At 62.3% G+C, this 25,249-nt stretch carries 27 protein-coding genes; 17 read left to right on the forward strand and 10 right to left on the reverse strand.

Features of this window, described 5'->3' with window-relative positions; genetic code table 11:
- Positions 1-13: 13 nt before the first annotated feature.
- The gene (locus tag IWW33_RS16130) at positions 14-988 is read right to left on the reverse strand and encodes a KpsF/GutQ family sugar-phosphate isomerase (protein WP_046784444.1); all 975 of its coding nucleotides are present in this window, start codon (positions 986-988) and stop codon (positions 14-16) included.
- A 247-nt stretch (positions 989-1,235) separates the two neighbouring features.
- Between IWW33_RS16130 and IWW33_RS16135 the strand changes: the two genes are divergently transcribed.
- From IWW33_RS16135 to IWW33_RS16200, 14 genes are all read left to right on the forward strand, one after another.
- Positions 1,236-2,045 (forward strand): ATP-binding cassette domain-containing protein, encoded by an 810-nt coding sequence (locus tag IWW33_RS16135; RefSeq protein ID WP_039601753.1) that lies wholly within the window; start codon positions 1,236-1,238, stop codon positions 2,043-2,045.
- Positions 2,045-2,842 (forward strand): lipid asymmetry maintenance ABC transporter permease subunit MlaE, encoded by a 798-nt coding sequence (gene mlaE / locus IWW33_RS16140; protein WP_012316068.1) that lies wholly within the window; start codon positions 2,045-2,047, stop codon positions 2,840-2,842. The genes IWW33_RS16135 and mlaE overlap by 1 nt, the downstream gene beginning before the upstream one ends.
- On the forward strand, positions 2,842-3,327 hold the full coding sequence (gene mlaD, locus IWW33_RS16145; RefSeq protein ID WP_012316067.1) for an outer membrane lipid asymmetry maintenance protein MlaD: 486 nt from the start codon (positions 2,842-2,844) through the stop codon (positions 3,325-3,327). Before mlaE ends, mlaD begins: the two co-directional genes overlap by 1 nt.
- A 9-nt stretch (positions 3,328-3,336) precedes the next feature.
- Entirely contained in the window at positions 3,337-3,990 is a 654-nt protein-coding gene (locus tag IWW33_RS16150) for an ABC transporter substrate-binding protein (RefSeq protein ID WP_046784443.1), read from the forward strand.
- Positions 3,987-4,289, forward strand: coding sequence for an STAS domain-containing protein (locus IWW33_RS16155; protein WP_039601751.1), 303 nt, complete (start codon positions 3,987-3,989; stop codon positions 4,287-4,289). Before IWW33_RS16150 ends, IWW33_RS16155 begins: the two co-directional genes overlap by 4 nt.
- Positions 4,290-4,407: 118 nt before the next feature.
- Positions 4,408-4,647: a BolA family protein gene (locus tag IWW33_RS16160; RefSeq protein ID WP_003255121.1), complete on the forward strand. Its 240-nt coding sequence runs from the start codon at positions 4,408-4,410 to the stop codon at positions 4,645-4,647.
- 23 nt (positions 4,648-4,670) lie between these two features.
- Positions 4,671-5,936, forward strand: coding sequence for a UDP-N-acetylglucosamine 1-carboxyvinyltransferase (gene murA / locus IWW33_RS16165; RefSeq protein ID WP_012316064.1), 1,266 nt, complete (start codon positions 4,671-4,673; stop codon positions 5,934-5,936).
- A gap of 91 nt (positions 5,937-6,027) precedes the next feature.
- Positions 6,028-6,663: an ATP phosphoribosyltransferase gene (gene hisG, locus IWW33_RS16170; RefSeq protein WP_115273946.1), complete on the forward strand. Its 636-nt coding sequence runs from the start codon at positions 6,028-6,030 to the stop codon at positions 6,661-6,663.
- A 126-nt stretch (positions 6,664-6,789) separates the two neighbouring features.
- Positions 6,790-8,115 carry a histidinol dehydrogenase gene (gene hisD / locus IWW33_RS16175; RefSeq protein ID WP_046784441.1) on the forward strand — a complete coding sequence of 442 codons (1,326 nt, stop codon included), beginning with the start codon at positions 6,790-6,792 and terminating at the stop codon, positions 8,113-8,115.
- A 2-nt stretch (positions 8,116-8,117) separates the two neighbouring features.
- Positions 8,118-9,164: a histidinol-phosphate transaminase gene (gene hisC / locus IWW33_RS16180; protein WP_046784440.1), complete on the forward strand. Its 1,047-nt coding sequence runs from the start codon at positions 8,118-8,120 to the stop codon at positions 9,162-9,164.
- 112 nt (positions 9,165-9,276) lie between these two features.
- Positions 9,277-9,927: a FadR/GntR family transcriptional regulator gene (locus IWW33_RS16185; RefSeq protein ID WP_115273948.1), complete on the forward strand. Its 651-nt coding sequence runs from the start codon at positions 9,277-9,279 to the stop codon at positions 9,925-9,927.
- Between the two features lie 13 nt (positions 9,928-9,940).
- Complete coding sequence (locus IWW33_RS16190; RefSeq protein WP_174141553.1) at positions 9,941-11,221, forward strand: MFS transporter; 1,281 nt, start codon at positions 9,941-9,943, stop codon at positions 11,219-11,221.
- 102 nt (positions 11,222-11,323) lie between these two features.
- The gene (locus IWW33_RS16195; RefSeq protein WP_046784437.1) at positions 11,324-11,794 is read left to right on the forward strand and encodes a nuclear transport factor 2 family protein; all 471 of its coding nucleotides are present in this window, start codon (positions 11,324-11,326) and stop codon (positions 11,792-11,794) included.
- 36 nt (positions 11,795-11,830) lie between these two features.
- Positions 11,831-12,118, forward strand: a complete 288-nt coding sequence (locus IWW33_RS16200) for a GIY-YIG nuclease family protein (protein WP_237859922.1) — start codon at positions 11,831-11,833, stop codon at positions 12,116-12,118.
- Here IWW33_RS16200 and yejK read toward each other — a convergent pair whose 3' ends face one another.
- Positions 12,119-13,126, reverse strand: coding sequence for a nucleoid-associated protein YejK (gene yejK / locus IWW33_RS16205; RefSeq protein ID WP_174141552.1), 1,008 nt, complete (start codon positions 13,124-13,126; stop codon positions 12,119-12,121).
- A 393-nt stretch (positions 13,127-13,519) separates the two neighbouring features.
- Here yejK and IWW33_RS16210 point away from each other — a divergent pair, with 393 nt between their 5' ends.
- The gene (locus IWW33_RS16210) at positions 13,520-13,801 is read left to right on the forward strand and encodes an HU family DNA-binding protein (protein WP_012316055.1); all 282 of its coding nucleotides are present in this window, start codon (positions 13,520-13,522) and stop codon (positions 13,799-13,801) included.
- 51 nt (positions 13,802-13,852) lie between these two features.
- Here the strand turns inward: IWW33_RS16210 and rlmF are convergent, their stop codons facing one another.
- The 5 genes from rlmF to IWW33_RS16235 form a co-directional block, all read right to left on the reverse strand.
- Positions 13,853-14,803, reverse strand: coding sequence for a 23S rRNA (adenine(1618)-N(6))-methyltransferase RlmF (gene rlmF / locus IWW33_RS16215; RefSeq protein WP_174141551.1), 951 nt, complete (start codon positions 14,801-14,803; stop codon positions 13,853-13,855).
- 170 nt (positions 14,804-14,973) lie between these two features.
- Positions 14,974-17,820, reverse strand: a complete 2,847-nt coding sequence (locus IWW33_RS16220) for a valine--tRNA ligase (RefSeq protein WP_174141550.1) — start codon at positions 17,818-17,820, stop codon at positions 14,974-14,976.
- 137 nt (positions 17,821-17,957) lie between these two features.
- Positions 17,958-18,335: a hypothetical protein gene (locus IWW33_RS16225; protein ID WP_012316052.1), complete on the reverse strand. Its 378-nt coding sequence runs from the start codon at positions 18,333-18,335 to the stop codon at positions 17,958-17,960.
- 5 nt (positions 18,336-18,340) lie between these two features.
- A complete protein-coding gene (locus IWW33_RS16230) occupies positions 18,341-18,769 on the reverse strand; it encodes a DNA polymerase III subunit chi (RefSeq protein WP_115273953.1) in 429 nt (142 codons plus the stop codon).
- Positions 18,770-18,820: 51 nt separating this feature from the next.
- Entirely contained in the window at positions 18,821-20,314 is a 1,494-nt protein-coding gene (locus IWW33_RS16235; RefSeq protein WP_046784433.1) for a leucyl aminopeptidase, read from the reverse strand.
- A gap of 289 nt (positions 20,315-20,603) precedes the next feature.
- Between IWW33_RS16235 and lptF the strand changes: the two genes are divergently transcribed.
- Together lptF and lptG are read left to right on the forward strand one after the other, a co-directional pair.
- The gene (gene lptF, locus IWW33_RS16240) at positions 20,604-21,719 is read left to right on the forward strand and encodes an LPS export ABC transporter permease LptF (protein ID WP_012316049.1); all 1,116 of its coding nucleotides are present in this window, start codon (positions 20,604-20,606) and stop codon (positions 21,717-21,719) included.
- Positions 21,712-22,773 (forward strand): LPS export ABC transporter permease LptG, encoded by a 1,062-nt coding sequence (lptG, locus tag IWW33_RS16245; protein WP_039602199.1) that lies wholly within the window; start codon positions 21,712-21,714, stop codon positions 22,771-22,773. The genes lptF and lptG overlap by 8 nt, the downstream gene beginning before the upstream one ends.
- A gap of 185 nt (positions 22,774-22,958) precedes the next feature.
- Here lptG and IWW33_RS16250 read toward each other — a convergent pair whose 3' ends face one another.
- The 3 genes from IWW33_RS16250 to gcvT all read right to left on the reverse strand — a co-directional run bounded on the left by IWW33_RS16250 (position 22,959) and on the right by gcvT (position 25,228).
- The gene (locus IWW33_RS16250; protein WP_012316047.1) at positions 22,959-23,447 is read right to left on the reverse strand and encodes an RDD family protein; all 489 of its coding nucleotides are present in this window, start codon (positions 23,445-23,447) and stop codon (positions 22,959-22,961) included.
- A gap of 91 nt (positions 23,448-23,538) precedes the next feature.
- Positions 23,539-23,751 carry a cold-shock protein gene (locus IWW33_RS16255; RefSeq protein ID WP_012316046.1) on the reverse strand — a complete coding sequence of 71 codons (213 nt, stop codon included), beginning with the start codon at positions 23,749-23,751 and terminating at the stop codon, positions 23,539-23,541.
- Positions 23,752-24,106: 355 nt separating this feature from the next.
- A complete protein-coding gene (gene gcvT, locus IWW33_RS16260; protein ID WP_046784431.1) occupies positions 24,107-25,228 on the reverse strand; it encodes a glycine cleavage system aminomethyltransferase GcvT in 1,122 nt (373 codons plus the stop codon).
- Between the last annotated feature and the right edge of the window lie 21 nt (positions 25,229-25,249).

Genomic DNA, 25,249 nt, shown 5'->3' on the forward strand with positions numbered 1-25,249 from the left:
GCGTCGTTCTCATTTACATCACGCCTGCGCGCAGCAGGTCGTGCATGTTCAGGGCACCGACCGGGCGGTCGTCCTTGTCCACCACCACCAGGGCGCTGATCTTGTGGTCTTCCATGATCTTCAGTGCTTCGGCGGCGAGCATCTCGGCGCGGGCTGTCTTGCCGTGCACGGTCATGACCTGGTCGATCAGGGTGGTGTGCACGTCGATGTTGCGGTCCAGGCTGCGGCGCAGGTCGCCGTCGGTGAAGATCCCGGCCAGCGTGCCGTTCGCTTCGGCGACCACGGTCATGCCCAGGCCTTTGCGGGACATTTCAAGGAGGGCGTCCTTGAGCAGTGTGCCACGTTGTACCTGGGGCAGTTCGGTGCCAGCGTGCATGACGTTCTCGACCTTGAGCAGCAGGCGGCGGCCCAGTGCGCCACCGGGGTGCGAGAAGGCGAAGTCTTCTGCGGTAAAGCCGCGCGCTTCGAGCAGGGCAATGGCCAGGGCGTCGCCCAGCACCAGTGCTGCCGTGGTCGATGAGGTGGGCGCCAGGTTCAGTGGGCAAGCCTCATGGGCGACACGGGCATCGAGGTTGACCTCGGCGGCCTGGGCCAGCGGGGAGTCGGGGTTGCCGGTCATGCTGATGAGCTCGATGCCAAGGCGCTTGATCAGCGGCAGCAAGGTGACGATTTCGGCGGTGCTGCCGGAATTGGACAGGGCCAGGATGATATCGCCACGGGTGATCATGCCCATGTCGCCATGGCTGGCTTCAGCCGGATGCACGAAAAACGCCGGCGTGCCGGTGCTGGCCAGGGTTGCGGCGATCTTGTTGCCGATATGCCCAGACTTGCCCATGCCGACCACCACGACGCGGCCCTTGCTCGCCAGGATCAGCTCGCAGGCCTTGACGAAGTTGGCATCGATGCTGGCCGTCAAACCTTGTACGGCCTCGATTTCCAGGCGCAGGGTGCGCTGGGCGGACTGGATCAGCTCACTGGATTGGCTCATGTCGAAAAGCAATGCCTGATGAAAAGGCGGCGATTATAGCCGCAATGTAAGAAAGCCTCACCCTTTCGATTGTGCAATGAAAAGACATCGAAGCCTGTCGCTGGCCTGAACGACTCGCTCCATGGCCTTGGGGCCACCCTGTCAGCGGTGCTATAGTTCGCCGCTATTCGGCCCGCCAGGGGCGCGTGTGTCTTCAAGATGAGGGCCGGCGTCCATTAGGACATGGCTGTACTAGCAAGGAGTCTAGATGAGTGTGGATAGCGCCTACGCGGTCGAGTTGAAGGGCGTCACCTTCAAGCGCGGTTCGCGCAGCATTTTCAGCAATGTCGACATACGCATTCCGCGTGGCAAGGTCACCGGCATCATGGGGCCGTCGGGTTGCGGCAAGACCACGCTGTTGCGCCTGATGGGCGCGCAGTTGCGTCCGTCCATTGGTGAAGTATGGGTTGCCGGGCAGAACCTGCCGAGCCTGTCGCGCAGCGACCTGTTCGATGCGCGCAAGCAGATGGGAGTACTGTTCCAGAGCGGTGCCCTGTTCACCGACCTCGATGTGTTCGAGAACGTTGCCTTCCCGCTGCGCGTGCACACCCAGCTGTCGGACGAGATGATCCGCGACATCGTGTTGATGAAGCTGCAGGCCGTGGGCTTGCGTGGTGCCATCGACCTGATGCCCGACGAACTGTCCGGAGGCATGAAACGGCGCGTGGCGCTGGCCCGGGCGATTGCGCTGGATCCGCAGATCCTCATGTATGACGAGCCGTTCGTCGGCCAGGACCCGATCGCCATGGGTGTACTGGTACGCCTGATCCGGCTGCTCAATGACGCGCTGGGTATCACCAGCATCGTGGTATCCCACGATCTGGCCGAAACCGCCAGTATCGCCGACTACATCTACGTAGTGGGTGACGGCCAGGTGCTGGGCCAGGGCACGCCCGATGAGCTGATGGGCTCGGACAATCCGCGTATTCGCCAGTTCATGAAGGGCGATCCGGACGGCCCGGTGCCATTCCACTTCCCTGCGCCTGACTACCGCGCCGATCTGTTGGGGGCGCGTTGATGCGCAGAAAATCCTTGCTTGAACGTATCCGCCTGTTTGGTCGCTCGGCGATCGACGTGCTGGCCGTGCTCGGGCGTTCCTGCCTGTTCCTGTTCCATGCACTGGTCGGCCGTGGCGGCATCGGCGGCGGTTTTCAGCTGCTGACCAAACAGCTGTATTCGGTGGGCGTGCTGTCGCTGGCGATCGTCGCGGTGTCCGGTGTGTTCATCGGCATGGTGCTGGCACTGCAGGGTTACAGCATCCTGACCAAGTACGGCTCCGAGCAGGCGGTGGGGCAGATGGTCGCCCTGACCCTGCTGCGCGAGCTGGGCCCAGTGGTTACCGCACTGCTGTTCGCGGGCCGGGCAGGTTCGGCGCTGACCGCCGAAATCGGCAACATGAAGTCCACCGAGCAACTGTCGAGCCTCGAGATGATCGGTGTCGACCCGCTCAAGTACATCGTTGCGCCACGCCTGTGGGCCGGTTTCATTTCGTTGCCGCTGCTGGCGCTGATCTTCAGCGTGGTCGGCATCTGGGGTGGCTCGTGGGTCGCTGTGGACTGGCTGGGCGTCTACGAAGGCTCGTTCTGGGCCAACATGCAGAACAGTGTTTCCTTTACCGACGACGTGCTCAACGGGCTGGTCAAGAGCCTGGTGTTCGCCTTCGTCACGACCTGGATCGCCGTATTCCAAGGGTATGACTGCGAGCCCACCTCAGAAGGGATCAGCCGTGCCACCACCAAGACCGTGGTTTATGCCTCGTTGGCTGTACTGGGTCTGGACTTTATTCTGACCGCCTTGATGTTTGGAGATTTCTGATGCAAAACCGCACCCTGGAAATCGGTGTCGGCCTGTTCCTTCTGGCCGGGATCCTGGCGTTGCTGCTGCTGGCCCTGCGTGTCAGCGGGCTATCGGCCAGCCCGAGCAGCGATACCTATAAAGTTTATGCCTACTTCGACAATATCGCCGGTTTGACGGTCAGAGCTAAAGTGACCATGGCCGGTGTGACGATCGGCAAGGTCACCGCCATCGATCTGGACCGTGATTCCTACACCGGCCGGGTGACCCTGCAGCTGGACGGCAAGGTCGACAACCTGCCGACGGACTCCACTGCTTCGATCCTGACCGCCGGTCTGCTTGGCGAGAAGTACATCGGCATCAGTGTCGGCGGTGAGGAAGAGGTGCTCAAGGAAGGCGCAACCATCCATGACACCCAGTCGGCGCTGGTACTGGAAGATCTGATTGGCAAGTTCCTGCTCAATACCGTGGGCAAGGAACCGAAAGAAGCACAACCGGCTAATTAAGGAGTTTCCATGATTTCGATCCTGCGACGTGGCCTGCTGGTCCTGCTGGCGGCCTTTCCCCTGCTGACATTCGCAGCGCCCGGGCAGTCTCCGCACGATGTGGTGCAGGGCACGACCAATGAATTGCTGGGTGACCTCAAGTCCAACAAGGAGCAGTACAAGTCCAACCCGCAGGCCTTCTACGAGGCGCTCAACCGCATCCTTGGCCCGGTGGTCGATGCCGACGGTATTTCGAAAAGCATCATGACCGTGAAGTACTCGCGCAAGGCCACGCCTGAGCAGATGCAGCGCTTCCAGGAAAACTTCAAGCGCAGCCTGATGCAGTTCTATGGCAACGCCCTGCTGGAATACAACAACCAGGGCATTACCGTCGACCCGGCCAAAGCTGATGACGGCAAGCGCGCCAGCGTCGGCATGAAGGTGACTGGCAATAACGGTGCCGTCTACCCGGTGCAGTACACCATGGAAAACCTGGGTGGCGAGTGGAAGGTACGCAACGTCATCGTCAACGGTATCAACATCGGCAAGCTGTTCCGCGACCAGTTCGCCGACGCCATGCAGCGTAACGGCAACAATCTGGACAAGACCATCGACGGCTGGGCCGGCGAAGTGGCCAAGGCCAAGCAGACTGCCGACACTTCGTCTGACAAGGCTGTGCAATGAGCGAGGGCGGCGTGAACATGGCCGAACCGGGCGTGTTGCGCCTGGTCGGTGTGCTGGACTACCGCAGCGGCCCGGCCTTGCGCAAGCAAGGCAAGGCGCTGGTCGAAGCTTCCCGCGAGCCCCGCCTGATAATCGATTGCACGGCGGTGGAGAAGTCTTCCAGTGTCGGGCTGTCGCTGCTGCTGGCGTTCATCCGCGATGGCCAGGCCGGCGGCAAGGCATGCGAGGTCCGCGGGATGCCCGACGACATGCGGGAAATTGCCGAGGTCTATGACCTCGATGAAGTGCTGGCGGGCTGATGGCTTGCCACTGATGGAGGCCCCTCGGTCAGCGCACGCCCTCGGTGGGCTTCGCAGGCGAGGGGCTTTTTTGTATGATGGCCGACCCGTGCGCATCGGGCGCCGATTGAGGTTGAGCATGCAGGCTGTAGAAGTTAAGAGCTTCCTTGAAGAAAAATTGCCGGGATCCCGGGTCGAAGTTGAAGGCGAAGGCTGCAACTTCCAGTTGAACGTGATCAGCGACGAGTTGGCTGGCCTGAGCCCGGTCAAGCGTCAGCAGGCGATCTATGCTCACCTTAATCCCTGGATCGCCAACGGTAGCATCCATGCGGTAACCATGAAATTTTTCAGCAGCGCAGCCTGGGCTGAGCGCACCTGAGCCAACTTGGCGGCGAGACTCCAATGGACAAACTGATTATTACTGGCGGCGCTCGCCTTGACGGCGAGATCCGCATTTCGGGCGCGAAGAACGCGGCCCTGCCGATTCTGGCAGCGACCCTGCTGGCTGACGGCCCGGTCACCGTGGGCAACCTGCCACACCTGCACGACATCACCACCATGATCGAGCTGTTCGGCCGCATGGGCATCGAGCCTGTGATCGACGAAAAGCTGGCGGTGGAAATCGACCCACGCACCATCAAGACCCTGGTCGCACCTTACGAGCTGGTCAAGACCATGCGCGCCTCGATCCTGGTGCTTGGCCCGATGGTTGCCCGTTTCGGCGAGGCCGAAGTGGCCCTGCCAGGCGGCTGCGCCATTGGTTCGCGCCCGGTCGACCTGCACATCCGCGGCCTGGAAGCCATGGGTGCAAAGATCGAAGTCGAAGGCGGCTATATCAAGGCCAAGGCACCTGAAGGCGGCCTGCGCGGTGCGCACTTCTTCTTCGATACCGTCAGCGTGACCGGTACCGAAAACATCATGATGGCTGCTGCCCTGGCCAAGGGCCGCAGCGTGCTGCAAAACGCCGCACGCGAGCCGGAAGTGGTCGACCTGGCCAACTTCATCAATGCCATGGGCGGCAACGTGCAAGGCGCGGGTACCGACACCATCACCATCGATGGCGTCGAGCGTTTGCACTCGGCCAGCTACCGCGTCATGCCCGACCGTATCGAGACCGGTACTTACCTGGTTGCAGCTGCCGTGACCGGTGGCCGCGTCAAGGTCAAGGACACCGACCCGACCATCCTTGAAGCCGTGCTGGAAAAGCTCAAGGAAGCGGGTGCCGACCTGACCACCGGCGAGGACTGGATCGAGCTGAACATGCATGGCAAGCGGCCAAAAGCCGTCAACCTGCGTACCGCCCCGTACCCGGCGTTCCCGACCGACATGCAGGCACAGTTCATCTCGCTCAACGCCATTGCCGAAGGCACCGGCGCGGTCATCGAGACGATCTTCGAGAACCGCTTCATGCACGTGTACGAAATGCACCGCATGGGCGCGCATATCCAGGTCGAGGGCAACACCGCCATCGTCACGGGCGTGCCGGCACTCAAAGGTGCACCGGTCATGGCCACTGACCTGCGTGCTTCCGCCAGCCTGGTGCTGTCGGCGCTGGTCGCCGAAGGCGATACCTTGATCGATCGCATCTACCACATCGACCGTGGTTACGAATGCATCGAAGAGAAACTGCAGATGCTGGGTGCGAAGATCCGTCGCGTACCGGGCTAGTGCCTCGTCGGCGCAAGGATGCGCCCATTGAATTGAACACGGCCGGGTCGATGACCGGGTCGGTTGTAGCCGCTTAAGGACCGACGTTCCAATGTTGACCATCGCGCTTTCCAAAGGCCGCATCCTCGACGATACCCTGCCATTGCTGGCCGAGGCCGGTATCGTGCCGACCGAGAATCCGGACAAGAGCCGCAAGCTGATCATTCCAACCACCCAGGAAGACGTGCGTCTGCTGATCGTGCGCGCCACCGACGTGCCGACCTATGTCGAGCATGGTGCCGCCGACCTCGGTGTGGCGGGCAAGGACGTGCTGATGGAGTACGGCGGCCAGGGCTTGTATGAGCCGCTGGACCTGCAGATCGCCCGCTGCAAGCTGATGACCGCAGGCGTGGTCGGTGCTCCCGAGCCCAAGGGCCGCTTGCGGGTTGCCACCAAGTTCGTCAACGTAGCCAAGCGCTACTATGCCGAGCAAGGCCGCCAGGTCGACATCATCAAACTGTACGGTTCGATGGAGCTGGCGCCGCTGATCAACCTCGCCGACAAGATCATCGACGTGGTCGACACCGGCAATACCCTGCGCGCCAATGGCCTGGAGCCTCAGGACCTGATCGCCACGATCAGCTCGCGCCTGGTGGTCAACAAGGCATCCATGAAGATGCAGCATGCCCGCATCCAGAGCCTGATCGACACCCTGCGTCACGCTGTCGAAACGCGACACCGCGGCTGACTCGAACGCGCGACCTCTGCTGTCGCGCCCGTCTATCCGCGTCATAGCCACTTTTCTCGGGTGCCCGCGCGGATGGACTGGTAGCCTAGGGCGCCTGAGCATTCGCTAATAATCGAGGCCCTCGCCATGACCGTGTCCACTGCAATTGCCCGTCTCAACGCCGCTGATCCGGATTTCGCCCGACATCTGGATCATCTGCTGAGCTGGGAAAGTGTGTCCGATGACGCGGTCAACCAGCGCGTGCTCGACATCATCAAGGCCGTGCGCGAGCGCGGCGATGCGGCGCTGGTGGAATTCACCCAGCGTTTCGATGGTGTAAGCGCTACGTCCATCAACGACCTGATCCTTGGGCGTGAACGTCTGGAACTGGCCCTGACCCGCATCACCGACGCCCAGCGTACCGCCCTGGAGAAGGCCGCCGAGCGCGTGCGTATCTACCACGAGCGGCAAAAGCAGGACTCCTGGCAGTACACCGAGGCCGACGGTACCGTATTGGGGCAGAAGGTTACCCCGCTCGATCGCGCCGGCTTGTATGTACCTGGCGGTAAAGCGTCCTATCCGTCGTCGGTACTGATGAACGCCATCCCGGCCAAGGTCGCGGGCGTGGCTGAAGTGGTCATGGTGGTGCCTACGCCGCGCGGTGAAGTCAACGAGCTGGTCCTGGCTGCAGCCTGCATTGCAGGTGTCGACCGCGTGTTCACCGTCGGTGGTGCCCAAGCGGTCGCGGCCCTGGCATATGGCACCGAGAGCGTGCCACAGGTAGACAAGATCGTCGGCCCAGGCAACATCTACGTGGCCACCGCCAAGCGTCACGTGTTTGGCCAGGTGGGTATCGACATGATTGCCGGCCCTTCGGAAATCCTCGTGGTGTGCGACGGCCAGACGGACCCCGACTGGATCGCCATGGACCTGTTCTCGCAGGCCGAGCACGACGAAGATGCCCAGGCCATTCTGGTCAGCCCGGATGCCGAATTCCTCGATCGCGTGGCTGCCAGCATCGACAAGCTGATGCCAACCATGGAGCGCGCCGAGATCATCGAGAAATCCATCAATGGCCGGGGCGCGTTGATCCAGGTGCGCGACATGCAGCAAGCCATCGAGGTGGCCAATCGCATTGCCCCCGAACACCTGGAGCTGTCGGTCGCCGATCCGCAGGCCTGGCTGGGGCAGATCCGTCACGCGGGCGCGATCTTCATGGGCCGTCACACCAGCGAAGCGCTCGGCGACTACTGCGCCGGCCCCAACCATGTGCTGCCGACTTCCGGTACCGCGCGTTTCTCGTCGCCACTGGGTGTTTATGACTTCCAGAAGCGTTCGTCGATCATCTTCTGCTCCGAGCAGGGTGCATCCGAGCTGGGCCACACTGCCTCGGTCCTGGCCCGTGGCGAGTCGCTGACCGCCCACGCCCGCAGCGCCGAATACCGTATCCTGACCCAAGACAAGGGGAACTGAGCATGAGTCGATTCTGGAGCCCCTTCGTCAAGGGCCTGGTGCCTTACGTCCCCGGGGAGCAGCCCAAGCTGGCCCGGTTGGTCAAGCTCAATACCAACGAAAACCCCTATGGCCCGTCGCCCAAGGCGCTGGAGGCCATGCGCGGCGAGCTGAACGACAACCTGCGGCTGTACCCGGACCCCAATGGTGACCGGCTCAAGCAGGCGGTAGCCGAGTATTACGGTGTAACCACTGGGCAGGTGTTCGTAGGCAACGGCTCGGACGAGGTGCTGGCGCACATTTTCCACGGCCTGTTCCAGCACGGCGGCCCGCTGTTGTTCCCGGACATCAGCTACAGCTTCTACCCGGTCTACTGCGGCCTGTATGGCATCCCGTTCGAGCCTGTGGCGCTGGATGAACAGTTCCAGATCCGTGTCGAGGACTACCAGAAGCCTAACGCCGGGATCATCTTCCCCAACCCGAATGCGCCGACCGGTTGCCTGTTGCCGCTGCAGGCAATCGAGCAGTTGTTGCAGGCCAACCGCGACTCGGTGGTGGTGGTCGATGAAGCCTATATCGACTTTGGTGGCCAGACGGCTATCAGCCTGGTGAACCGCTACGACAACCTGCTGGTGACCCAGACCCTGTCGAAGTCGCGCTCGCTGGCGGGCCTGCGGGTTGGCCTGGCGGTAGGGCACCCGGACCTCATCGAGGCGCTGGAGCGGATCAAGAACAGCTTCAACTCGTATCCACTGGACCGCATGGCGATCGTCGGTGCCGCTGCGGCATTCGAAGACCAGGCGTACTTCGAAGACACCTGCCGCAAGGTGATCGACAGCCGTGAGGCACTGGTGGAGCAGTTGACTGCCAAGGGTTTCGAGGTGCTGCCATCGGCGGCCAACTTCATCTTCGCCCGCCACCCGCAGGAGGATGCGGCGCAGCTGGCGGCACGTCTGCGTGAGCAAGGTGTGATTGTGCGCCACTTCAAGCAACAGCGGATTGCCCAGTTCCTGCGTATCACCATCGGTACGCCAGAAATGAACCAGGCGCTGATTGATGCGCTGAGCTGATATCCAGTGGGGCCGCATAGCGGCCCCACTGGTTTGGCCGGCGCGGTGATTTGATCTGCCCCCCACGCTGGCTTAACATACGCAAATTCGTCGGATGATTGGTTGATTAGGCATGGGCAGTGAATTGACCAAGCGATCCTTGGTAGAGCTCGCGGTGGAGCGCATGCGTGAGCGCATCCTCCAAGGTGACTGGCGGGTAGGGCAGCGCCTGCCCACCGAGCCGGAGCTGGCTTTGGAGTTGGGCATCAGCCGCAATACCGTGCGTGAGGCCATGCGCGTGCTGGCCTTCAGCGGCCTGGTGGAAATCCGCCAGGGAGACGGCAGTTACCTGCGTACTTGCCAGGACCCACTGCAGGCGGTGCAGGCAATGTCCCGCTGCACCCTGGAGCAGGCGAGGGAAACGCGGCACATCCTCGAAACCGAGGCGATAGGCCTGGCAGCACTGCGGCGTACCGATGACGACTTGCATGCCCTGCGCATCGCGCTAAAAGGCAGCGCCGAACATTTTCATGGTGATGTGGATGCTTATATCAGTTGCGACCTGGCGTTCCACCAACGCCTGATCGACGCTGCACACAACCCGGCGCTGAGCGAGTTGTACCGCTATTTCTCGGGTGTCGTGGCTGCCGCGTTGCAGCACAACATGGCCACTGTCCCGCGCTGCCAGGCCACTTTCGATCTGCATGGCCAGATCCTCGACGCCATCGAACAACGCGATCCGGAGCGGGCCAAGGGCCTGAGCCGGACCCTCATCGAATCCTGACCACGAGAAGGCCATGGCTGAACCAATGACCCGTGACACACCTGCCCGCGAGCGCGAGCTGGATGAACTGCTGATCGATGCCGAAGCCGATGATGCGCAAGTGCAGGCCCAGCCTGTGGTGCTGCAGCGGCCCTGGTTGCTGCTGTTGGGCCTGGTGCTGGTCGCCCTGAACCTGCGCCCCGCGCTGTCGAGCATGGCCCCGGTACTTGGCCTGGTCAGTGAAAGCCTTGGCCTTAGTGCCTCTCAGGCGGGGCTGCTGACGACCTTGCCAGTGCTCTGCCTTGGGCTGTTCGCGCCGCTTGCACCGCTGCTTGCGCGGCGCTGGGGCAGCGAGCGGGTGATCGTCGGCATCTTGCTGACGCTGGCGCTGGGCATCGTTCTGCGCAGTGCTTGGGGGGCGACCGGGGTATTTCTTGGCAGCATCATGGCCGGTGCCAGCATTGGCATCATCGGTGTGCTGTTGCCTGGCATCGTCAAACGTGATTTTCCCAAGCATGCCGGCACCTTGACGGGGGTCTACACCATGGCCCTTTGCCTGGGCGCAGCCATGGCGGCAGCCGCCACCGTACCGCTGACCGAGCATTTGCACGGCAGTTGGGCTTTGGGCCTGGGTTTCTGGATGATCCCTGCATTACTGGCCATGCTGGTCTGGTTGCCCCAGGCGCGCCAGGGGCATGGCCTGCACAAGGTGGCTTACCGAGTGAGAGGGCTGTGGCGCGATCCACTGGCCTGGCAAGTGACTTTGTACATGGGGTTGCAGTCGTCGCTGGCGTATATCGTTTTCGGCTGGTTGCCGTCTATCCTCATTGGCCGTGGTCTGAGCCCGACCGAGGCGGGCCTGGTGCTCTCCGGCTCGGTGATCGTGCAACTGGTCAGCTCGCTGAGTGCACCCTGGCTGGCCACGCGGGGCAAAGACCAGCGGCTGGCAATCGTGCTAGTCATGCTCATTACCCTGGCCGGCCTGTTCGGCTGCCTGTATGCGCCGCTGTCTGGCCTGTGGGGCTGGGCGGTGCTGCTGGGCCTGGGGCAGGGCGGTACTTTTGCCTTGGCGCTGACGTTGATCGTGCTGCGTTCGAAAGACGCCCACGTGGCGGCCAACCTGTCGAGCATGGCCCAGGGCGTGGGTTACACCCTTGCCTCCATGGGCCCCTTTGCGGTGGGCTTGGTACATGACATGACGGGCGGCTGGGCCGCAGTGGGCTGGATCTTTGCCGTATTGGGTGTGGGGGCCATCGTGTTCGGCCTCGGGGCAGGGCGGGCGCTGCATGTCAAAGTCAGTAGCGAAAGGCTCTGAAGCCTGCATGGAGCCACCTGGCATTCATGTTGTAAATGGGCATGGCATTGCCTGTGCCCACGGATTATCGTGCAGCTTTCCATTCCCAGGACGGGCCTGCCCATGAGCGACGCCAACCGTGACCTGATCACCCGCTTCTATCAAGCTTTCCAGCGGCTGGACGCCGAAGCGATGGTGGCTTGCTACAGCGATGACATCGTCTTCAGTGACCCGGTTTTCGGTACCCTGCGCGGCCGTGATGCCGGTGACATGTGGCGTATGCTCACCACCCGCGCCAAGGACTTCTCGCTGACGTTCGACCAGGTCCGCGCAGACGAGCGCAGCGCCTGTGCACATTGGGTGGCGACCTACTTGTTCAGCCAGACCGGCCGTACCGTGGTCAACGATATCCAGGCGCGCTTCGTCATCCGCGACGGGTTGATCTGCCAGCATGACGACAGCTTCGACCTGTGGCGCTGGTCGCGTCAGGCGTTGGGTGCACCCGGTGTGTTGCTGGGGTGGTCGCCCATGCTGCAGAACAAGGTGCGCCAGCAGGCGTTCAAAGGGCTGCGTGCGTTCCAGCAGGCGAACTGAGCGGTTAAGCTGTCGGCTTTGCAGCCAGGCACAAGCATCGTGAGCGACGTATCCGAGAACCCCATCTGCAAACCTTGGTATGTCTACCTGGTGAGGGCTGCCAATGGTTCGCTGTACTGCGGCATCAGTGATGATCCGCAGCGGCGTTTCATGGCGCATCAGAAAGGGCAGGGGGCGCGTTATTTCAAGACCAGCCCGGCGCAGGCGCTGGTCTACGTCGAGCAATGGCCGGACAAGGGCGAGGCATTGCGCCAGGAGCGCCTGGTGAAGAAGTTGCGCAAGGCCGCGAAGGAGGCTTTGGTCGCCTCCTATGCCAGCGGTTGATCAGTCCTTGCGGCGCTTGAGCTGGTCTACCAGCTGCGTCGGCAGGCCTTTGATGATCAGTGTGCCCGCCACCTCGTCATATTCCACCTTGTCCCCCAGCAGGTGCGCTTCGAAGCTGATCGACAGGCCTTCGGCGCGCCCGGTGAAGCGGCGGAACTGGTTGAGGGTGCGTTTGTCCGCCGGGATCTCTGGCGACAGGCCGTAGTCCTTGTTGCGGATGTGGTCGTAGAAGGCCTTGGGGCGGTCTTCGTCGATCAGGCTGGACAGCTCTTCCAAGGTTACCGGCTCGCCCAGTTTGGTCTGGGTGGTGGCGTAGTCGACCAGGGTTTGGGTCTTTTCGCGTGCGGCTTCTTCTGGCAGGTCCTCGCTTTCGACGAAGTCGCTGAAGGCTTTGAGCAGGGTGCGGGTTTCGCCTGGGCCGTCGACGCCTTCCTGGCAGCCGATGAAGTCGCGGAAGTAATCCGAAACCTTCTTGCCATTCTTGCCCTTGATGAACGAGATGTACTGTTTGGAGTTCTGGTTGTTCTTCCACTCCGACAGATTGATGCGTGCCGCCAGGTGCAGCTGGCCGAGGTCCAGGTGACGCGAGGGCGTCACATCCAGTTCGGCGTTCACCGCCACGCCTTCGCTGTGGTGCAGCAGGGCGATGGCCAGGTAGTCGGTCATGCCTTGCTGGTAGTGGGCGAAAAGGATGTGGCCGCCGGTGGACAGGTTGGATTCTTCCATCAGCTTTTGCAGATGCTCGACGGCAACGCGGCTGAAGGCGGCAAAGTCCTTTTCCTGTTCCAGGTACTGCTTGAGCCAGCCGCTCAGCGGGTAGGCGCCGGATTCGCCGTGGAAGAAGCCCCAGACTTTGCCCTGCTTGGCGTTGTAGCTGTCGTTGAGGTCGGCCAGCAGGTTTTCGATAGCGTCCGATGCACCCAGCTCGGTATCCCGTGCGTGGAGCACGGCGGGGCTGCCATCGGGCTTCTTGTCGATCAGGTGAACGATGCAATGACGGATTGGCATGGAATTCTCGGTCAGTCGTGGGCGGCCAGGCGCCGCGCTGCAAAAGTCGTCAAGTTTACCCCAGACGACAGGTGATGCAGTGGCCGGATGTTGGCAGAAATGCCGGTTGTTGTTTTTTTGTTCAATTTTTTGCGAATTTGGCTAAAACCCCCGAAAAACCTGCACTAAATTGAAGCGGGCAGCGGATATTTATCCATTCCTGTGGTAGCTTTGCGCGGTCTTGCGCACCTCGGGTGGCGCATTGCTGGCAGCGCGCTCGTTCCGTGTCGAACCAAACGCCGATTTACGCATCTACATGCCCGATTGGCGCGGCCCTCCAAACTTCAGGGGCTGGCCCGATAACGTCGTAGAGCGCTGCATAACCACTGAATTTGATAGGGAAGGAACACCACCATGGCATTGACCAAAGACCAACTGATTGCCGATATCGCCGAGTCGATCGCTCAGCCGAAAGCCACCGCCAAAAACGCTCTGGAGCAACTGGGCCAGATCGTTGCCGACCAGCTGGAAAACGGCGCTGAAATCACCCTGCCAGGCATCGGCAAGCTGAAAGTCTCCGAGCGTCCTGCCCGTACCGGCCGCAACCCTTCGACTGGCGCCGCCATCGAAATCGCTGCCAAGAAAGTCGTCAAGTTCGTGCCGGCCAAGTCGCTGACCGACGCTATCAACAAGTAATTTGTTGATGCATTGACCAAACCGCGCCCGGCTTGCCCGGGCGCGGTTTTTTCATGCATGTGATTTGCGTCGCTCGTTCCAGGCCTGGCGTTGGCCATGGTCGTGGAAGCTCCATGCGACCATACGGCTCTGTTTCTGCCCCTGGCCCATCTCAACGATACGTACGGCCTTGGCGCCGGCCTTTTTCAGCGCCGCTTCGATGCCGGGCAGGTTGCCGGCCTTGGACACCAGGCTGGTGAACCACAGCACTTGCAAAGCGTACTGCACGCTTTCGCCAACCAGCTGGCTGACGAAGCGGATCTCGCCACCTTCACACCACAGCTCGTTGTTCTGCCCGCCGAAGTTGAGCACGGGCAGCTTGCGCTTGGGGTCCTGTTTGCCGAGGTTCTTCCACTTGCGCTGGCTGCCACGGGTGGCTTCCTCGCGTGAGGCGTGGAAGGGCGGGTTGCACAAGGTCAGGTCGAAGCGTTCGTCTTCCTCGAGCAGGCTGCCGAGAATGAGCTTGGCGTTGTTCTGCTGACGTAGTGCGATGGCTTTGCTCAGGTTGTTGGCCTGGACGATCGCCTTGGCCGAGGCCAGTGCCACCGGGTCGATGTCCGAGCCGAGGAAGCGCCAGCGGTAATCGCTGTGGCCGAGCAGCGGGTAGATGCAGTTGGCACCCACGCCAATGTCCAGGGCGCGCACCTGAGCGCCTTTGGGCACTTCGCCAGCGTTGTCCTCGGCCAACAGGTCGGCGGCGACGTGGATATAGTCGGCGCGGCCGGGTATCGGCGGGCACAGGTAATCGGCGGGAATGTCCCAGTGCTGGATGCCGTACTGGGCCTTGAGCAAGGCGCGGTTGAACACCCGCACGGCTTCGGGGTTGGCGAAGTCGATGCTGGGTTTGCCGTGGGGGTTGGTGATGGTGAAACGGGCCAGGTCCGGGTGGGCCTTGATCAGGCTGGGGAAGTCGTAGCGCCCCTGATGGCGGTTGCGCGGGTGCAGGGTGGGTTTCTGGGTCATGCTTGAATCCAAATGGGCATCGCTGGCCTGGGGCCGCTGTGCGGCCCTTTCGCGACACAAGGCCGCTCCTACAGGAAGCGGTGCCGTTGAATCCGGCATCGAATCTGTAGGGGCGGCCCTGTGTCGCGATCGGGGGCGAAGCCCCCGCCGGTCAGTCAGCGATGTAACTGTTACAGCGCAGCGATCCGCGCATGCTGCTCGGTGAAGTTGGCCAGGGCCTGCTCGGACTCGGCCAGCTTGGCGCGCTCCTTCTCGATCACCGCAGGCGGTGCCTTGTCGACGAAGGCGGCGTTCGACAGCTTGCCGCCGACGCGTTGCACTTCACCTTGCAGGCGCTGGATTTCCTTGTTCAGGCGAGCCAGCTCGGCGTCCTTGTCGATCAGGCCGGCCATCGGCACCAGCACCTGCAGATCGCCCACCAGTGCGGTGGCCGACAGCGGCGCTTCGTCGGCCTCGCCGAGCACGGTGAACGACTCGACCTTGGCCAGCTTCTTGAGCAGGGCTTCGTTTTCCTGCAGGCGGCGCTGGTCGTCGGCGCTGGCGTTCTTCAGGAACAGTGGCAGGGGCTTGCCCGGGCCGATGTTCATTTCGGCGCGGATGTTACGCAGGCCGACCATCAGCTCCTTGAGCCATTCGATATCGCCTTCGGCGGCGGTATCGATGCGGCTTTCGTTAGCCACTGGCCACGGCTGCAGCATGATGGTCTTGCCGTCGATGCCTGCCAGCGGCGCGATGCGCTGCCAGATTTCTTCGGTGATGAACGGCATGAACGGATGAGCCAGGCGCAGCGCCACTTCCAACACGCGCACCAAGGTGCGACGGGTGCCGCGGGCGCGCTCTACCGGAGCGTTTTCGTCCCACAATACCGGCTTGGACAGTTCCAGGTACCAGTCGCAGTACTGGTTCCAGATGAACTCGTACAGGGCCTGGCTGGCCAGGTCGAAACGGAACTGCTCGAGCTGGCGGGTCACTTCGGCTTCGGTGCGTTGCAGCTGCGAGATGATCCAGCGGTCAGCCAGCGACAGTTCATAGGCTTCGCCGTTCTGGCCGCAGTCCTCGCCTTTGTCCAGCACATAGCGGGCGGCGTTCCAGATCTTGTTGCAGAAGTTGCGATAGCCTTCGACGCGGCCCATGTCGAACTTGATGTCGCGGCCAGTGGAGGCCAGCGAGCAGAAGGTGAAGCGCAGGGCGTCGGTGCCGTAGCTGGCAATGCCTTCCGGGAACTCGGCCTTGGTCTGCTTGGCGATCTTCTCGGCCAGCTTGGGCTGCATCATGCCGCTGGTGCGTTTTTCCAGCAGGGCGTCGAGGGTGATGCCGTCAACGATGTCCAGCGGGTCAAGCACGTTGCCTTTGGACTTGGACATCTTCTGGCCCTGGCCGTCACGTACCAGCCCGTGCACGTACACGGTCTTGAACGGAACCTGCGGGGTGCCATCCTCGTTCTTGATCAGGTGCATGGTCAGCATGATCATCCGGGCAACCCAGAAGAAGATGATGTCAAAGCCTGTGACCAGCACGTCGGTGGAGTGGAATTTCTTGAGGAATTCGGTCTGCTCCGGCCAGCCGAGGGTGGAGAAGGTCCACAGCCCCGAGCTGAACCAGGTGTCGAGCACGTCGTCGTCCTGGCGCAGTACCACGTCGGCGCCCAGGTCGTGCTTGGCGCGCACTTCGGCTTCGTTGCGGCCGACATAGACCTGGCCGGCCTCGTCGTACCACGCCGGGATCCGGTGGCCCCACCACAGCTGACGGCTGATGCACCAATCCTGGATGTCGCGCATCCAGGAGAAGTACATGTTTTCGTACTGCTTGGGCACGAACTGGATGCGGCCATCTTCAACGGCGGCAATCGCAGGTTCGGCCAGCGGCTTGGTGGAAACGTACCACTGGTCGGTCAGCCATGGCTCGATGATGGTGCCGGAGCGGTCGCCCTTTGGTACTTTCAAAGCGTGGTCGTCGATGCTGACCAGCAGCCCCTGAGCGTCCAGGTCGGCGACGATCTGCTTGCGCGCGACGAAACGGTCGAGGCCGGCGTACTGGGCGGGCAGGCGGGTGTCCGCTTGCTCATTGACGCTGCCGTCGAGGTTGAACGCCTGGGCGGCGGGCAGCACCAGGGCGTTCTTGTCGAAGATGTTGAGCAGCGGCAGGTTGTGGCGCTTGCCGACTTCATAGTCATTGAAGTCGTGGGCCGGGGTGATCTTCACGCAGCCGGTGCCGAACTCGGGGTCGCAGTAGTCATCGGCGATGATCGGGATGCGACGGCCGACCAGCGGCAGCTCGACGAACTTGCCGATCAGTGCCTGGTAGCGCTCATCGTTCGGGTTGACCGCTACCGCAGCGTCACCCAGCAGGGTTTCCGGGCGGGTGGTGGCAACCACCAGGTAATCCTGGCCGTCGGCAGTTCTGGCACCGTCGGCCAGCGGGTAACGCAGGTTCCACAGGTGGCCTTTCTCGTCATGGTTTTCCACTTCGAGGTCGGAGATGGCCGTGTGCAGCTTGGTGTCCCAGTTGACCAGGCGCTTGCCACGGTAGATCAGGCCGTCTTCGTGCAGGCGCACGAAGGCTTCCTTGACCGCTTCGGACAGGCCGTCATCCATGGTGAAGCGTTCGCGGCTCCAGTCTACCGACGAGCCCAGGCGACGGATCTGCCGGCTGATGTTGCCGCCAGACTGCTCTTTCCATTCCCAGACCTTGTCCAGGAAGGCGTCACGGCCAAGGTCGTGACGGTTCTGGCCCTTGGCTTCGAGCTGGCGCTCGACCAGCATCTGGGTGGCGATACCGGCGTGGTCGGTACCCGGCTGCCACAAGGTGTCGCGGCCCTGCATGCGACGGAAACGGATCAGGGCGTCCATGATCGCGTTGTTGAAACCGTGGCCCATGTGCAGGCTGCCCGTCACGTTCGGTGGCGGGATCATGATGGTGTAGGACTCACCTGCACCTTGTGGAGCGAAATAGTTTTCGGACTCCCAGGTGTTGTACCAGGAAGTTTCGATGGCGTGCGGCTGGTAGGTCTTATCCATGCGCGGCGGGACCCTGTGCATTTATTCGGGAAAGCCGGGAAGTATAACGGAGCTGCGAGCTTCAAGCGACAAGCTGCAAGACCTATGGGCACTCTTCGCGGGGTAAATCCGCGAAGAGTGCGCCGCGTTTGTCAGGCTTATTCAGAACGCTTGATCAGCCGCTCGATACGCGCATCGAGCCGGCGCTTGATCTCGGTTTCGATATGCGGGGTGAAGTCGTTGATCACGTCCTGCATGATCAATTGCGCTGCGGCGCGTAGCTCGGCCTCCAGGTGCAGCAGTGTGTCCTGGCGGCGGGTCTGCGGGTCTTCTTCGGGTTCTGCTTCGGCGGGTGCGGCAGCCGGTTCAGGTGCTGGCAGGGTGTTGCCGGCCGGGGTGTCGAGTAGCAGCGGAATCTGTTCCACCGTCTCGGTGAGCAGCGGTGGTTGCAGGTCGGCGTCGCCCAGCAACTGGCGAATCGACTCGAGGTCGTCGAGCAGATGGGCGGAATCGGGTAGGGCGGAAGGCTTGTCCATCGTCGTCAAAGTCGCTGTAAGCGGTGGTCTTGCAGAGCATAGCCCTGTTCGCGGTAGAAACGGAATCGTTCGCGGGCCGATTGGCGGATATCCGCTTGCTCGACAACGATTTCGGCAACCCGCTCGAATTGCCCGACAAAGCCGGGCACATCAGCGCCCAGGTTTATCAGAAGGTCCCGATGCTCGCCGGCGTTGTCGGACACACCCAAGGCCACTGTGGCGTCGGCATGTGCCTCCGCCAGGTCGTGGGGTACGAACGCTTCGCCCTTGAAGCGCCACAGGCGTTGGTCCAGCTCGCTGCGCTGTTCGGCGTCCTGGCAATGCAGGTAGACCCGGTGGCCGAGGCGCCAGGCCTTTTCGCACAGCTTGCAGGCGAAATCCAGCCGTGCCGACAGCGAGTCGGTGGGCAGGATGTAGAAATCGACTTTACTCATGGTTCGCTCTGCCGGCCGGTGACGCCTTGGGGCATCACCGGCCTCACGGCATCAGGCGCTGGCGCGGTCGAGCAGGTACTGGGTCAGCAGCGGAACCGGGCGGCCGGTGGCGCCCTTGTCCTTGCCCCCGCTGACCCAGGCGGTGCCGGCGATGTCCAGGTGCGCCCAGTTGTAGGCTTTGGCGAACCGCGACAGGAAGCAGGCGGCGGTGATGGTGCCGGCCTTCGGCCCACCGATGTTGGCGATGTCGGCGAACGGGCTGTCCAGCTGCTCCTGGTACTCATCGAACAGCGGCAGCTGCCAGGCGCGGTCGTCGGCGCGCTTGCCGGCGTCGAGCAACTGGCCGATCAGCTCGTCGTTGTTGCCCAGCAGGCCTGCGGTGTGGCTGCCCAGGGCAACGATGCAAGCGCCGGTCAGGGTCGCGATGTCGATCACCGCTTGTGGCTTGAAACGTTCGGCGTAGGTCAGTGCATCGCACAGCACCAGGCGGCCTTCGGCGTCGGTGTTGAGGATTTCAACGGTCTGCCCGCTCATGGTGGTGACGATGTCGCCCGGCCGGGTGGCGTTGCCGCTCGGCATGTTCTCGGCGCAGGCCAGGATGCATACCAGGTTGATCGGCAGCTTCAGTTCAAGTACGGCGCGCAGGGTGCCGAACACGCTGGCGGCGCCGCACATGTCGTACTTCATCTCGTCCATGCCGGCACCGGGCTTGAGGCTGATGCCGCCGGTGTCGAAGGTGATGCCTTTACCGACCAGCACGAACGGTTTGTCGCTCTTCTTGGCGCCCTGGTATTGCAGGACGATCAGGCGTGGCGGCTGTTCGCTGCCCTGGCCGACCGCGTAGAACGCGCCCATGCCCAGGTCCTTGATCTTCTTCTCGTCGAACACTTCGACCTTGAGGCCTTTGTGAGCCTTGCCCAGCTCCTTGGCCTGCTCGGCCAGGTAGCTCGGGTGGCAGAGGTTCGGCGGCAGGTTGCCCAGGTCGCGGGTGAAGGCCATGCCGGTGGCGATGGCGGTGGCGTGGTGTGCCGCGCGCTCCACTTCGGCCAGGCCGGCCTTGTCGGCCAGCAGGGTGATCTTTTTCAGCGCGCGTGGCTCGGCTTTCTGGCTCTTGAAACGGTCGAACACGTATTCGCCATCGAGCAGGGTTTCGGCCAGCAGGCGGTATTTGCCGTAGTGGGCATCACGGTTGCTGACGGCGATGTCGTCCAGTGCCAGTACCGCGTCGCTGCCGTTGAGGCCTTTCAGCACGCCGGCAACGCTGGTGACCAGTTTGCGCCAGGCGCGGTCACCGAGGGCTTCGTCCTTGCCGCTGCCCACCAGCAGTACGCGCTCGGCCTTGAGGCCAGGCAGGTTTTGCAGCAGCAGCGTCTGGCCTGGCTTGCCGGCCAGGTCGCCACGCTTGAGCACGGCACTGATGGCACCGTCGGTGGCCAGGTCGACAGCTTTGGCAACGGCGCCGAGCTTGCGCCCTTCGCCGACCGGTACGACCAGGGTGGCGGTTTTTACGGATGCAGCAGCTACGCTTTTTACAACCAGTTCCATGTCAGGGTCCCCGAATGATCTGTGCAGTTGGCGCTTTGAGTTCTTGCGCTCTGGGCGGGCCTGGCCGCGTGGTCGCGGGCCAGTGGAAAAGCTGCCAGTTTGAGCCTGCGGCAAGCGTGCTGACAACCCCGTTGTCAGCCTTGATGCGCGGCCAAGTGACAGGCGCGGCCAATCACAGGATAATGCGCGCACTTTACAAGGAGGTTCGCCCCCGGCGAACCGGCATTGGTCTTGGCTGTCGTAAGCCTTTGTTTGGCAGTCCGCCCCTGACAACCCAGGAGTGTCTGGTTTGATCGTCTTTCGTTATCTCTCCCGCGAGGTCCTGGTGACCTTGAGCGCCGTCAGCGCAGTGCTGCTGGTGATCATCATGAGCGGGCGTTTCATCAAGTACCTGGCCCAGGCGGCCCAGGGCGTGCTCGACCCGAGCGTGCTGTTCCTGATCATGGGCTTCCGCCTGCCCGGTTTCTTGCAACTGATCCTGCCATTGGGGCTGTTCCTCGGCATCCTTCTGGCCTATGGCCGGCTGTATCTGGAAAGCGAGATGACCGTGCTGTCGGCCACCGGCATGAGCCAGCAACGCCTGCTCGGCCTGACCATGGCACCTGCAGCGCTGGTCGCCTTGCTGGTGGCCTGGCTGAGCCTGAGCCTGGCGCCACTGGGCGTTGCCCAGGTGCAGCAGATCATTGGCCAGCAGGATGCCCTGACCGAGTTCGATACCTTGGTGCCGGGCCGCTTCCAGACCCTGCGCGACGGTTCGCGGGTGACCTACACCGAGGAGCTGACCGATGATCGCAGCAACCTCACCGGTGTGTTCATCTCCGAGAAGCGCTTCAACCAGGACAAGACCAAGGACCGTGCACCGTCCGTGCTGGTAGCCGAAAAGGGCCATCAGGAAGTGCAGGCCGACGGCAATCGCTATCTGGTGTTGCAGAATGGCTACCGCTATGACGGCAACCCTGGCCAGGCCGATTACCGGGCCATCAAGTACGACACCTACGGGGTGCTGTTGCCCAAGCCTGAAGTCAGCGAGGAAGTGACCGAGCGTGAAGCCATTCCTACCTCCCAACTGATCGGCAATGCCGGGCTACGCGAACGTGCCGAGCTGCAATGGCGCATCTCCTTGCCGATCCTGGTATTCATCGTGACCCTGCTGGCAGTGCCGCTGTCCCGGGTCAATCCACGCCAGGGCCGCTTCCTCAAGCTGCTGCCGGCGATTCTTCTGTACATGGCCTACCTGACGATGCTGATTTCCGTACGTGGCGCTCTGGAGAAAGGCAAGCTGCCGATCGCCCTGGGCATGTGGTGGGTGCATGGCCTGTTCCTGCTCATCGGCCTGGGCCTGATGTACTGGGAGCCGCTACGGCTCAAGCGTGCCGCCCGTCGTGCGGAGGTGGCCCATGGTTAAACTCGACCGCTACATCGGCCAGAGCGTGCTGATGGCCATCCTGGCCGTACTGGGCATCATTCTGGGCCTGGCTTCGTTGTTCGCCTTCATCGACGAAATGAGCGACCTGAGCGATACCTATACCGTCATGGATGCTGGCTGGTTCACGCTTCTTACAGCGCCCCGCCGGCTCTACGACATGTTGCCGATGGCGGCACTGATCGGCTGCCTGATCGGCCTGGGCAGCCTGGCCAGCAGCAGCGAACTGACCATCATGCGTGCCGCCGGGGTTTCCATCGGGCGCATCGTCTGGGCGGTGATGAAGCCGATGCTGGTGCTGATGCTGGTCGGCCTGCTGATTGGCGAGTACGTGGCGCCAATCAGCGAGAACAAGGCCCAGGCCGACCGTTCCCTGGCCCAGGGCGGCGGTGAGGCGCAGAGCTCCAAGCGCGGCATGTGGCACCGCCAGGGTGATGAGTTCGTGCATATCAACTCGGTACAGCCCAATGGCCTGTTGCTGGGTGTGACCCGCTACCGCTTCGACGACGAGCGCAAGATCGTCACGTCGAGTTTCGCGCGCCGGGCGCGTTATGAGAGCGATCATTGGGTACTCAGCGATGTCAGCACCACCTACTTCCGTGGCGATCACACCGAAGTGGTGAAGAGCTCGGAAGAACGCTGGGATGTCTCGGTGACCCCACAACTGCTCAATACCGTGGTGCTGGCCCCGGAGTCGCTGTCGATCACCGGGCTGTGGGACTACATCCATTACCTGTCCGACCAGGGCCTGAACAATGCCCGTTACTGGCTGGCATTCTGGACCAAGGTGCTGCAGCCGGCGGTGACCGCGGCGTTGGTCCTGATGGCGATTTCGTTCATCTTCGGGCCGCTGCGTTCGGTGACCCTCGGCCAGCGCGTGTTCACTGGCGTGCTGGTGGGCTTTGTATTCCGTATTGCCGGCGACCTGCTTGGCCCTTCGAGCCAGGTGTTCGGCTTCCCGCCGCTGTTGGCGGTGGTGATCCCGGCCGGTGTGTGTGCACTGGCGGGCTTATGGTTGCTGCGCCGGGCGGGATGATGGCCTGATGACACGAGAAACCCGACCTCAGGGTTAATACCAGTCAGGTAATCGTTTTGCGGCCCATCGCCGGCAAACAGGCTCCCACAGGTACAGCGCAGACCTCAGCAATTGCGCGGCCCCAGTGGGAGCTGGCTTGCAGGCGATGGGCTGCAAAGCAGCCCTGACAACGCCAACTGACTGGCTTATTTCTTCTGTTTCGGTACCCGCACCAGCTGTGTCTGCGAATAAATGTCATGCCAGCCGCGCTTGCGCTTGTCGATCAGCGACCAGAAGAACCCCAGCCCCAGGCACAGCCATGAGGCGATCGACACGATAAAGCGCAGCAGCGCCTGCCACAGGCTGATTGCGCTGCCATCAAGGTTTTGCACGCGCACGCCCCATACCTGCATGCCCAGGGTCTGCCCGCCGTGGGTCCAGAACTTGGCAAAGAAACCGAACAGCGCAAACAGCAGGATCGTCGACAGCAGCGGGTCGCCGTCCAGCGCACCAGCCTCGGTCAGCTCGCGCATGCGTGCCTCGCCGATGATCGCCATCTGGATCATCTTGTAGGCCCCTGCGGTGACGATCAGCAGGGCCGTACACAACAGGAAGTCGTAGAACATCGCCGCCAGGCGCCGGCCCAGGCCGACCGGCGGAAAGTCACCTTGGGGTGAGAGCAGAGGCTTGGGCATGCAGGACAGCTCCGAATGGCGAAGCCGCCATTCTACGGGCAAAAAAAAACCCCTGCACTGGGCAGGGGCTTTCTTCGAAGTCGCGACCGGCTTAGCCGAGGACTTGAACCTTGTCAGCTTGCAGGCCTTTTTGGCCCTGAACTGCTTCGAAGGTAACCTTCTGGCCTTCTTTCAGGCTCTTGAAGCCGTTGCCCTCGATGGCACGGAAGTGCACGAACAGATCAGCACCGCTTTCTGGGGTGATGAAGCCGTAACCTTTCTCGTCATTGAACCACTTGACGGTACCGTTCTGACGCTCAGCCATTGTCTTATTTCCTATGAAGCTTAAATTTTAATGACAGTTACTTTCACGTTATCAAGAGTGAAAGAGTACTGGGCTGGGTTGCAGGAAAGTAAGTCACGTCCAACGGGTTGTAGCAGATTGCGGCTACTGGCCCAGGTCACGAACTGTTGCGACCCATGCAAACACAGTGCAATGACTCTACGCCAACTCCCGAGAAAAAAACAAGCCCTTGGTCAGCTGGAAAATCGGGCTTTTTTCGATAACTGAACAATTCATCGCAAACGGCATGGCGCCTGGCCTGGCGCCATGTTCATAAGTTATGGGGCAGGTTCGAAAACGAATAAGTCGACCTGCTCGCAAACCTCATGTACCGCGTTCAACCGCGATAGTAACGTTGCGCCACAAAAGGCGTTTTGCTGACTTTCAGGGCAACCTTCTTGCCGCGCACCAGGGCAAACAGCGGAGTGTCCAGCGCGCCATGTTCGATATCGACATAACCCATAGCAACCGGTGCGCCAAGTGTCGGGCCGAAGCCACCACTGCTGACTTTACCCACGGGCTTGTCAGCTGCATCGACAATCTCTGCGCCTTCACGCACGGGCGTACGTTCCTGTGGCAGCAGGCCAACACGCTTGCGGGCCACGCCGGCTTGCTGCTGGGCAAAGATCACCTCGGCCCCGGGGAAGCCGCCAGCGCGCGCACCGTCGGCGCGGCGGACCTTGGACACGGCCCAGAGCAGGCTGGCCTCGACCGGCGTGGTGGCGGTGTCCATGTCGTGGCCATACAGGCACAGGCCAGCTTCCAGGCGCAGAGAGTCGCGTGCGCCCAGGCCGATCGGCTGCACTTCAGGCTCGGCCAGCAGGCGTCTGGCCAGGGCTTCGGCAGCCTTGGCCGGTACCGAGATCTCATAACCGTCTTCGCCGGTGTACCCCGAACGGCTGACGAAGCAGTCTTCGCCCAGCAGGGTGACTGGGCGCAACTGCATGAAGGTCATGCCGGCCACTTCCGGGGCCAGGCGCGCGAGCACGGTGACTGCGGCCGGGCCTTGCAGGGCGAGCAGGGCACGTTCCTCGAACAGTGGCTGAATCTGGCAACGGTCACCGATATGCTGCTGCAGGTGGGCCAGATCCTGCTCCTTGCAGGCGGCGTTGACCACCAGGAACAGCGTGTCGTCGCCCAGGTTGGCAACCATCAGGTCGTCGAGGATGCCACCTTGCTCGTTGGTGAACATGGCATAGCGCTGCATGCCCACCGGCAGGTCGATGATATCCACTGGCACCAGGCTTTCCAGGGCTTGGGCGGCATCCTTGCCGCGCAGGATGATCTGGCCCATGTGCGAGACATCGAACAGGCCGGCCTGCTCACGGGTGTGCAGGTGCTCCTTGAGCACGCCCAGCGGGTACTGTACCGGCATGTCGAAGCCGGCGAATGGCACCATGCGCGCGCCCAGTTCCAGGTGCAGGGCGTGCAGCGGGGTCTTGTGCAGTGTTTCGGACATCGATGACTCCTTGGTTTGTTG

The sequence above is a fragment of the Pseudomonas sp. M2 genome (genome assembly GCF_015751845.1).
Lineage (GTDB): Bacteria > Pseudomonadota > Gammaproteobacteria > Pseudomonadales > Pseudomonadaceae > Aquipseudomonas > Aquipseudomonas putida_E.

Excerpts from the sequence above, each read along its gene's own strand:
- IWW33_RS16130 (WP_046784444.1), bottom strand. The coding sequence starts at position 988 with ATGAGCCAATCCAGTGAGCTGATCCAGTCCGCCCAGCGCACCCTGCGC.
- IWW33_RS16135 (WP_039601753.1), top strand. The coding sequence starts at position 1,236 with ATGAGTGTGGATAGCGCCTACGCGGTCGAGTTGAAGGGCGTCACCTTC.
- mlaE (WP_012316068.1), top strand. The coding sequence starts at position 2,045 with ATGCGCAGAAAATCCTTGCTTGAACGTATCCGCCTGTTTGGTCGCTCG.
- mlaD (WP_012316067.1), top strand. The coding sequence starts at position 2,842 with ATGCAAAACCGCACCCTGGAAATCGGTGTCGGCCTGTTCCTTCTGGCC.
- IWW33_RS16150 (WP_046784443.1), top strand. The coding sequence starts at position 3,337 with ATGATTTCGATCCTGCGACGTGGCCTGCTGGTCCTGCTGGCGGCCTTT.
- IWW33_RS16155 (WP_039601751.1), top strand. The coding sequence starts at position 3,987 with ATGAGCGAGGGCGGCGTGAACATGGCCGAACCGGGCGTGTTGCGCCTG.
- IWW33_RS16160 (WP_003255121.1), top strand. The coding sequence starts at position 4,408 with ATGCAGGCTGTAGAAGTTAAGAGCTTCCTTGAAGAAAAATTGCCGGGA.
- murA (WP_012316064.1), top strand. The coding sequence starts at position 4,671 with ATGGACAAACTGATTATTACTGGCGGCGCTCGCCTTGACGGCGAGATC.
- hisG (WP_115273946.1), top strand. The coding sequence starts at position 6,028 with ATGTTGACCATCGCGCTTTCCAAAGGCCGCATCCTCGACGATACCCTG.
- hisD (WP_046784441.1), top strand. The coding sequence starts at position 6,790 with ATGACCGTGTCCACTGCAATTGCCCGTCTCAACGCCGCTGATCCGGAT.
- hisC (WP_046784440.1), top strand. The coding sequence starts at position 8,118 with ATGAGTCGATTCTGGAGCCCCTTCGTCAAGGGCCTGGTGCCTTACGTC.
- IWW33_RS16185 (WP_115273948.1), top strand. The coding sequence starts at position 9,277 with ATGGGCAGTGAATTGACCAAGCGATCCTTGGTAGAGCTCGCGGTGGAG.
- IWW33_RS16190 (WP_174141553.1), top strand. The coding sequence starts at position 9,941 with ATGGCTGAACCAATGACCCGTGACACACCTGCCCGCGAGCGCGAGCTG.
- IWW33_RS16195 (WP_046784437.1), top strand. The coding sequence starts at position 11,324 with ATGAGCGACGCCAACCGTGACCTGATCACCCGCTTCTATCAAGCTTTC.
- yejK (WP_174141552.1), bottom strand. The coding sequence starts at position 13,126 with ATGCCAATCCGTCATTGCATCGTTCACCTGATCGACAAGAAGCCCGAT.
- IWW33_RS16210 (WP_012316055.1), top strand. The coding sequence starts at position 13,520 with ATGGCATTGACCAAAGACCAACTGATTGCCGATATCGCCGAGTCGATC.
- rlmF (WP_174141551.1), bottom strand. The coding sequence starts at position 14,803 with ATGACCCAGAAACCCACCCTGCACCCGCGCAACCGCCATCAGGGGCGC.
- IWW33_RS16220 (WP_174141550.1), bottom strand. The coding sequence starts at position 17,820 with ATGGATAAGACCTACCAGCCGCACGCCATCGAAACTTCCTGGTACAAC.
- IWW33_RS16225 (WP_012316052.1), bottom strand. The coding sequence starts at position 18,335 with ATGGACAAGCCTTCCGCCCTACCCGATTCCGCCCATCTGCTCGACGAC.
- IWW33_RS16230 (WP_115273953.1), bottom strand. The coding sequence starts at position 18,769 with ATGAGTAAAGTCGATTTCTACATCCTGCCCACCGACTCGCTGTCGGCA.
- IWW33_RS16235 (WP_046784433.1), bottom strand. The coding sequence starts at position 20,314 with ATGGAACTGGTTGTAAAAAGCGTAGCTGCTGCATCCGTAAAAACCGCC.
- lptG (WP_039602199.1), top strand. The coding sequence starts at position 21,712 with ATGGTTAAACTCGACCGCTACATCGGCCAGAGCGTGCTGATGGCCATC.
- IWW33_RS16250 (WP_012316047.1), bottom strand. The coding sequence starts at position 23,447 with ATGCCCAAGCCTCTGCTCTCACCCCAAGGTGACTTTCCGCCGGTCGGC.
- IWW33_RS16255 (WP_012316046.1), bottom strand. The coding sequence starts at position 23,751 with ATGGCTGAGCGTCAGAACGGTACCGTCAAGTGGTTCAATGACGAGAAA.
- gcvT (WP_046784431.1), bottom strand. The coding sequence starts at position 25,228 with ATGTCCGAAACACTGCACAAGACCCCGCTGCACGCCCTGCACCTGGAA.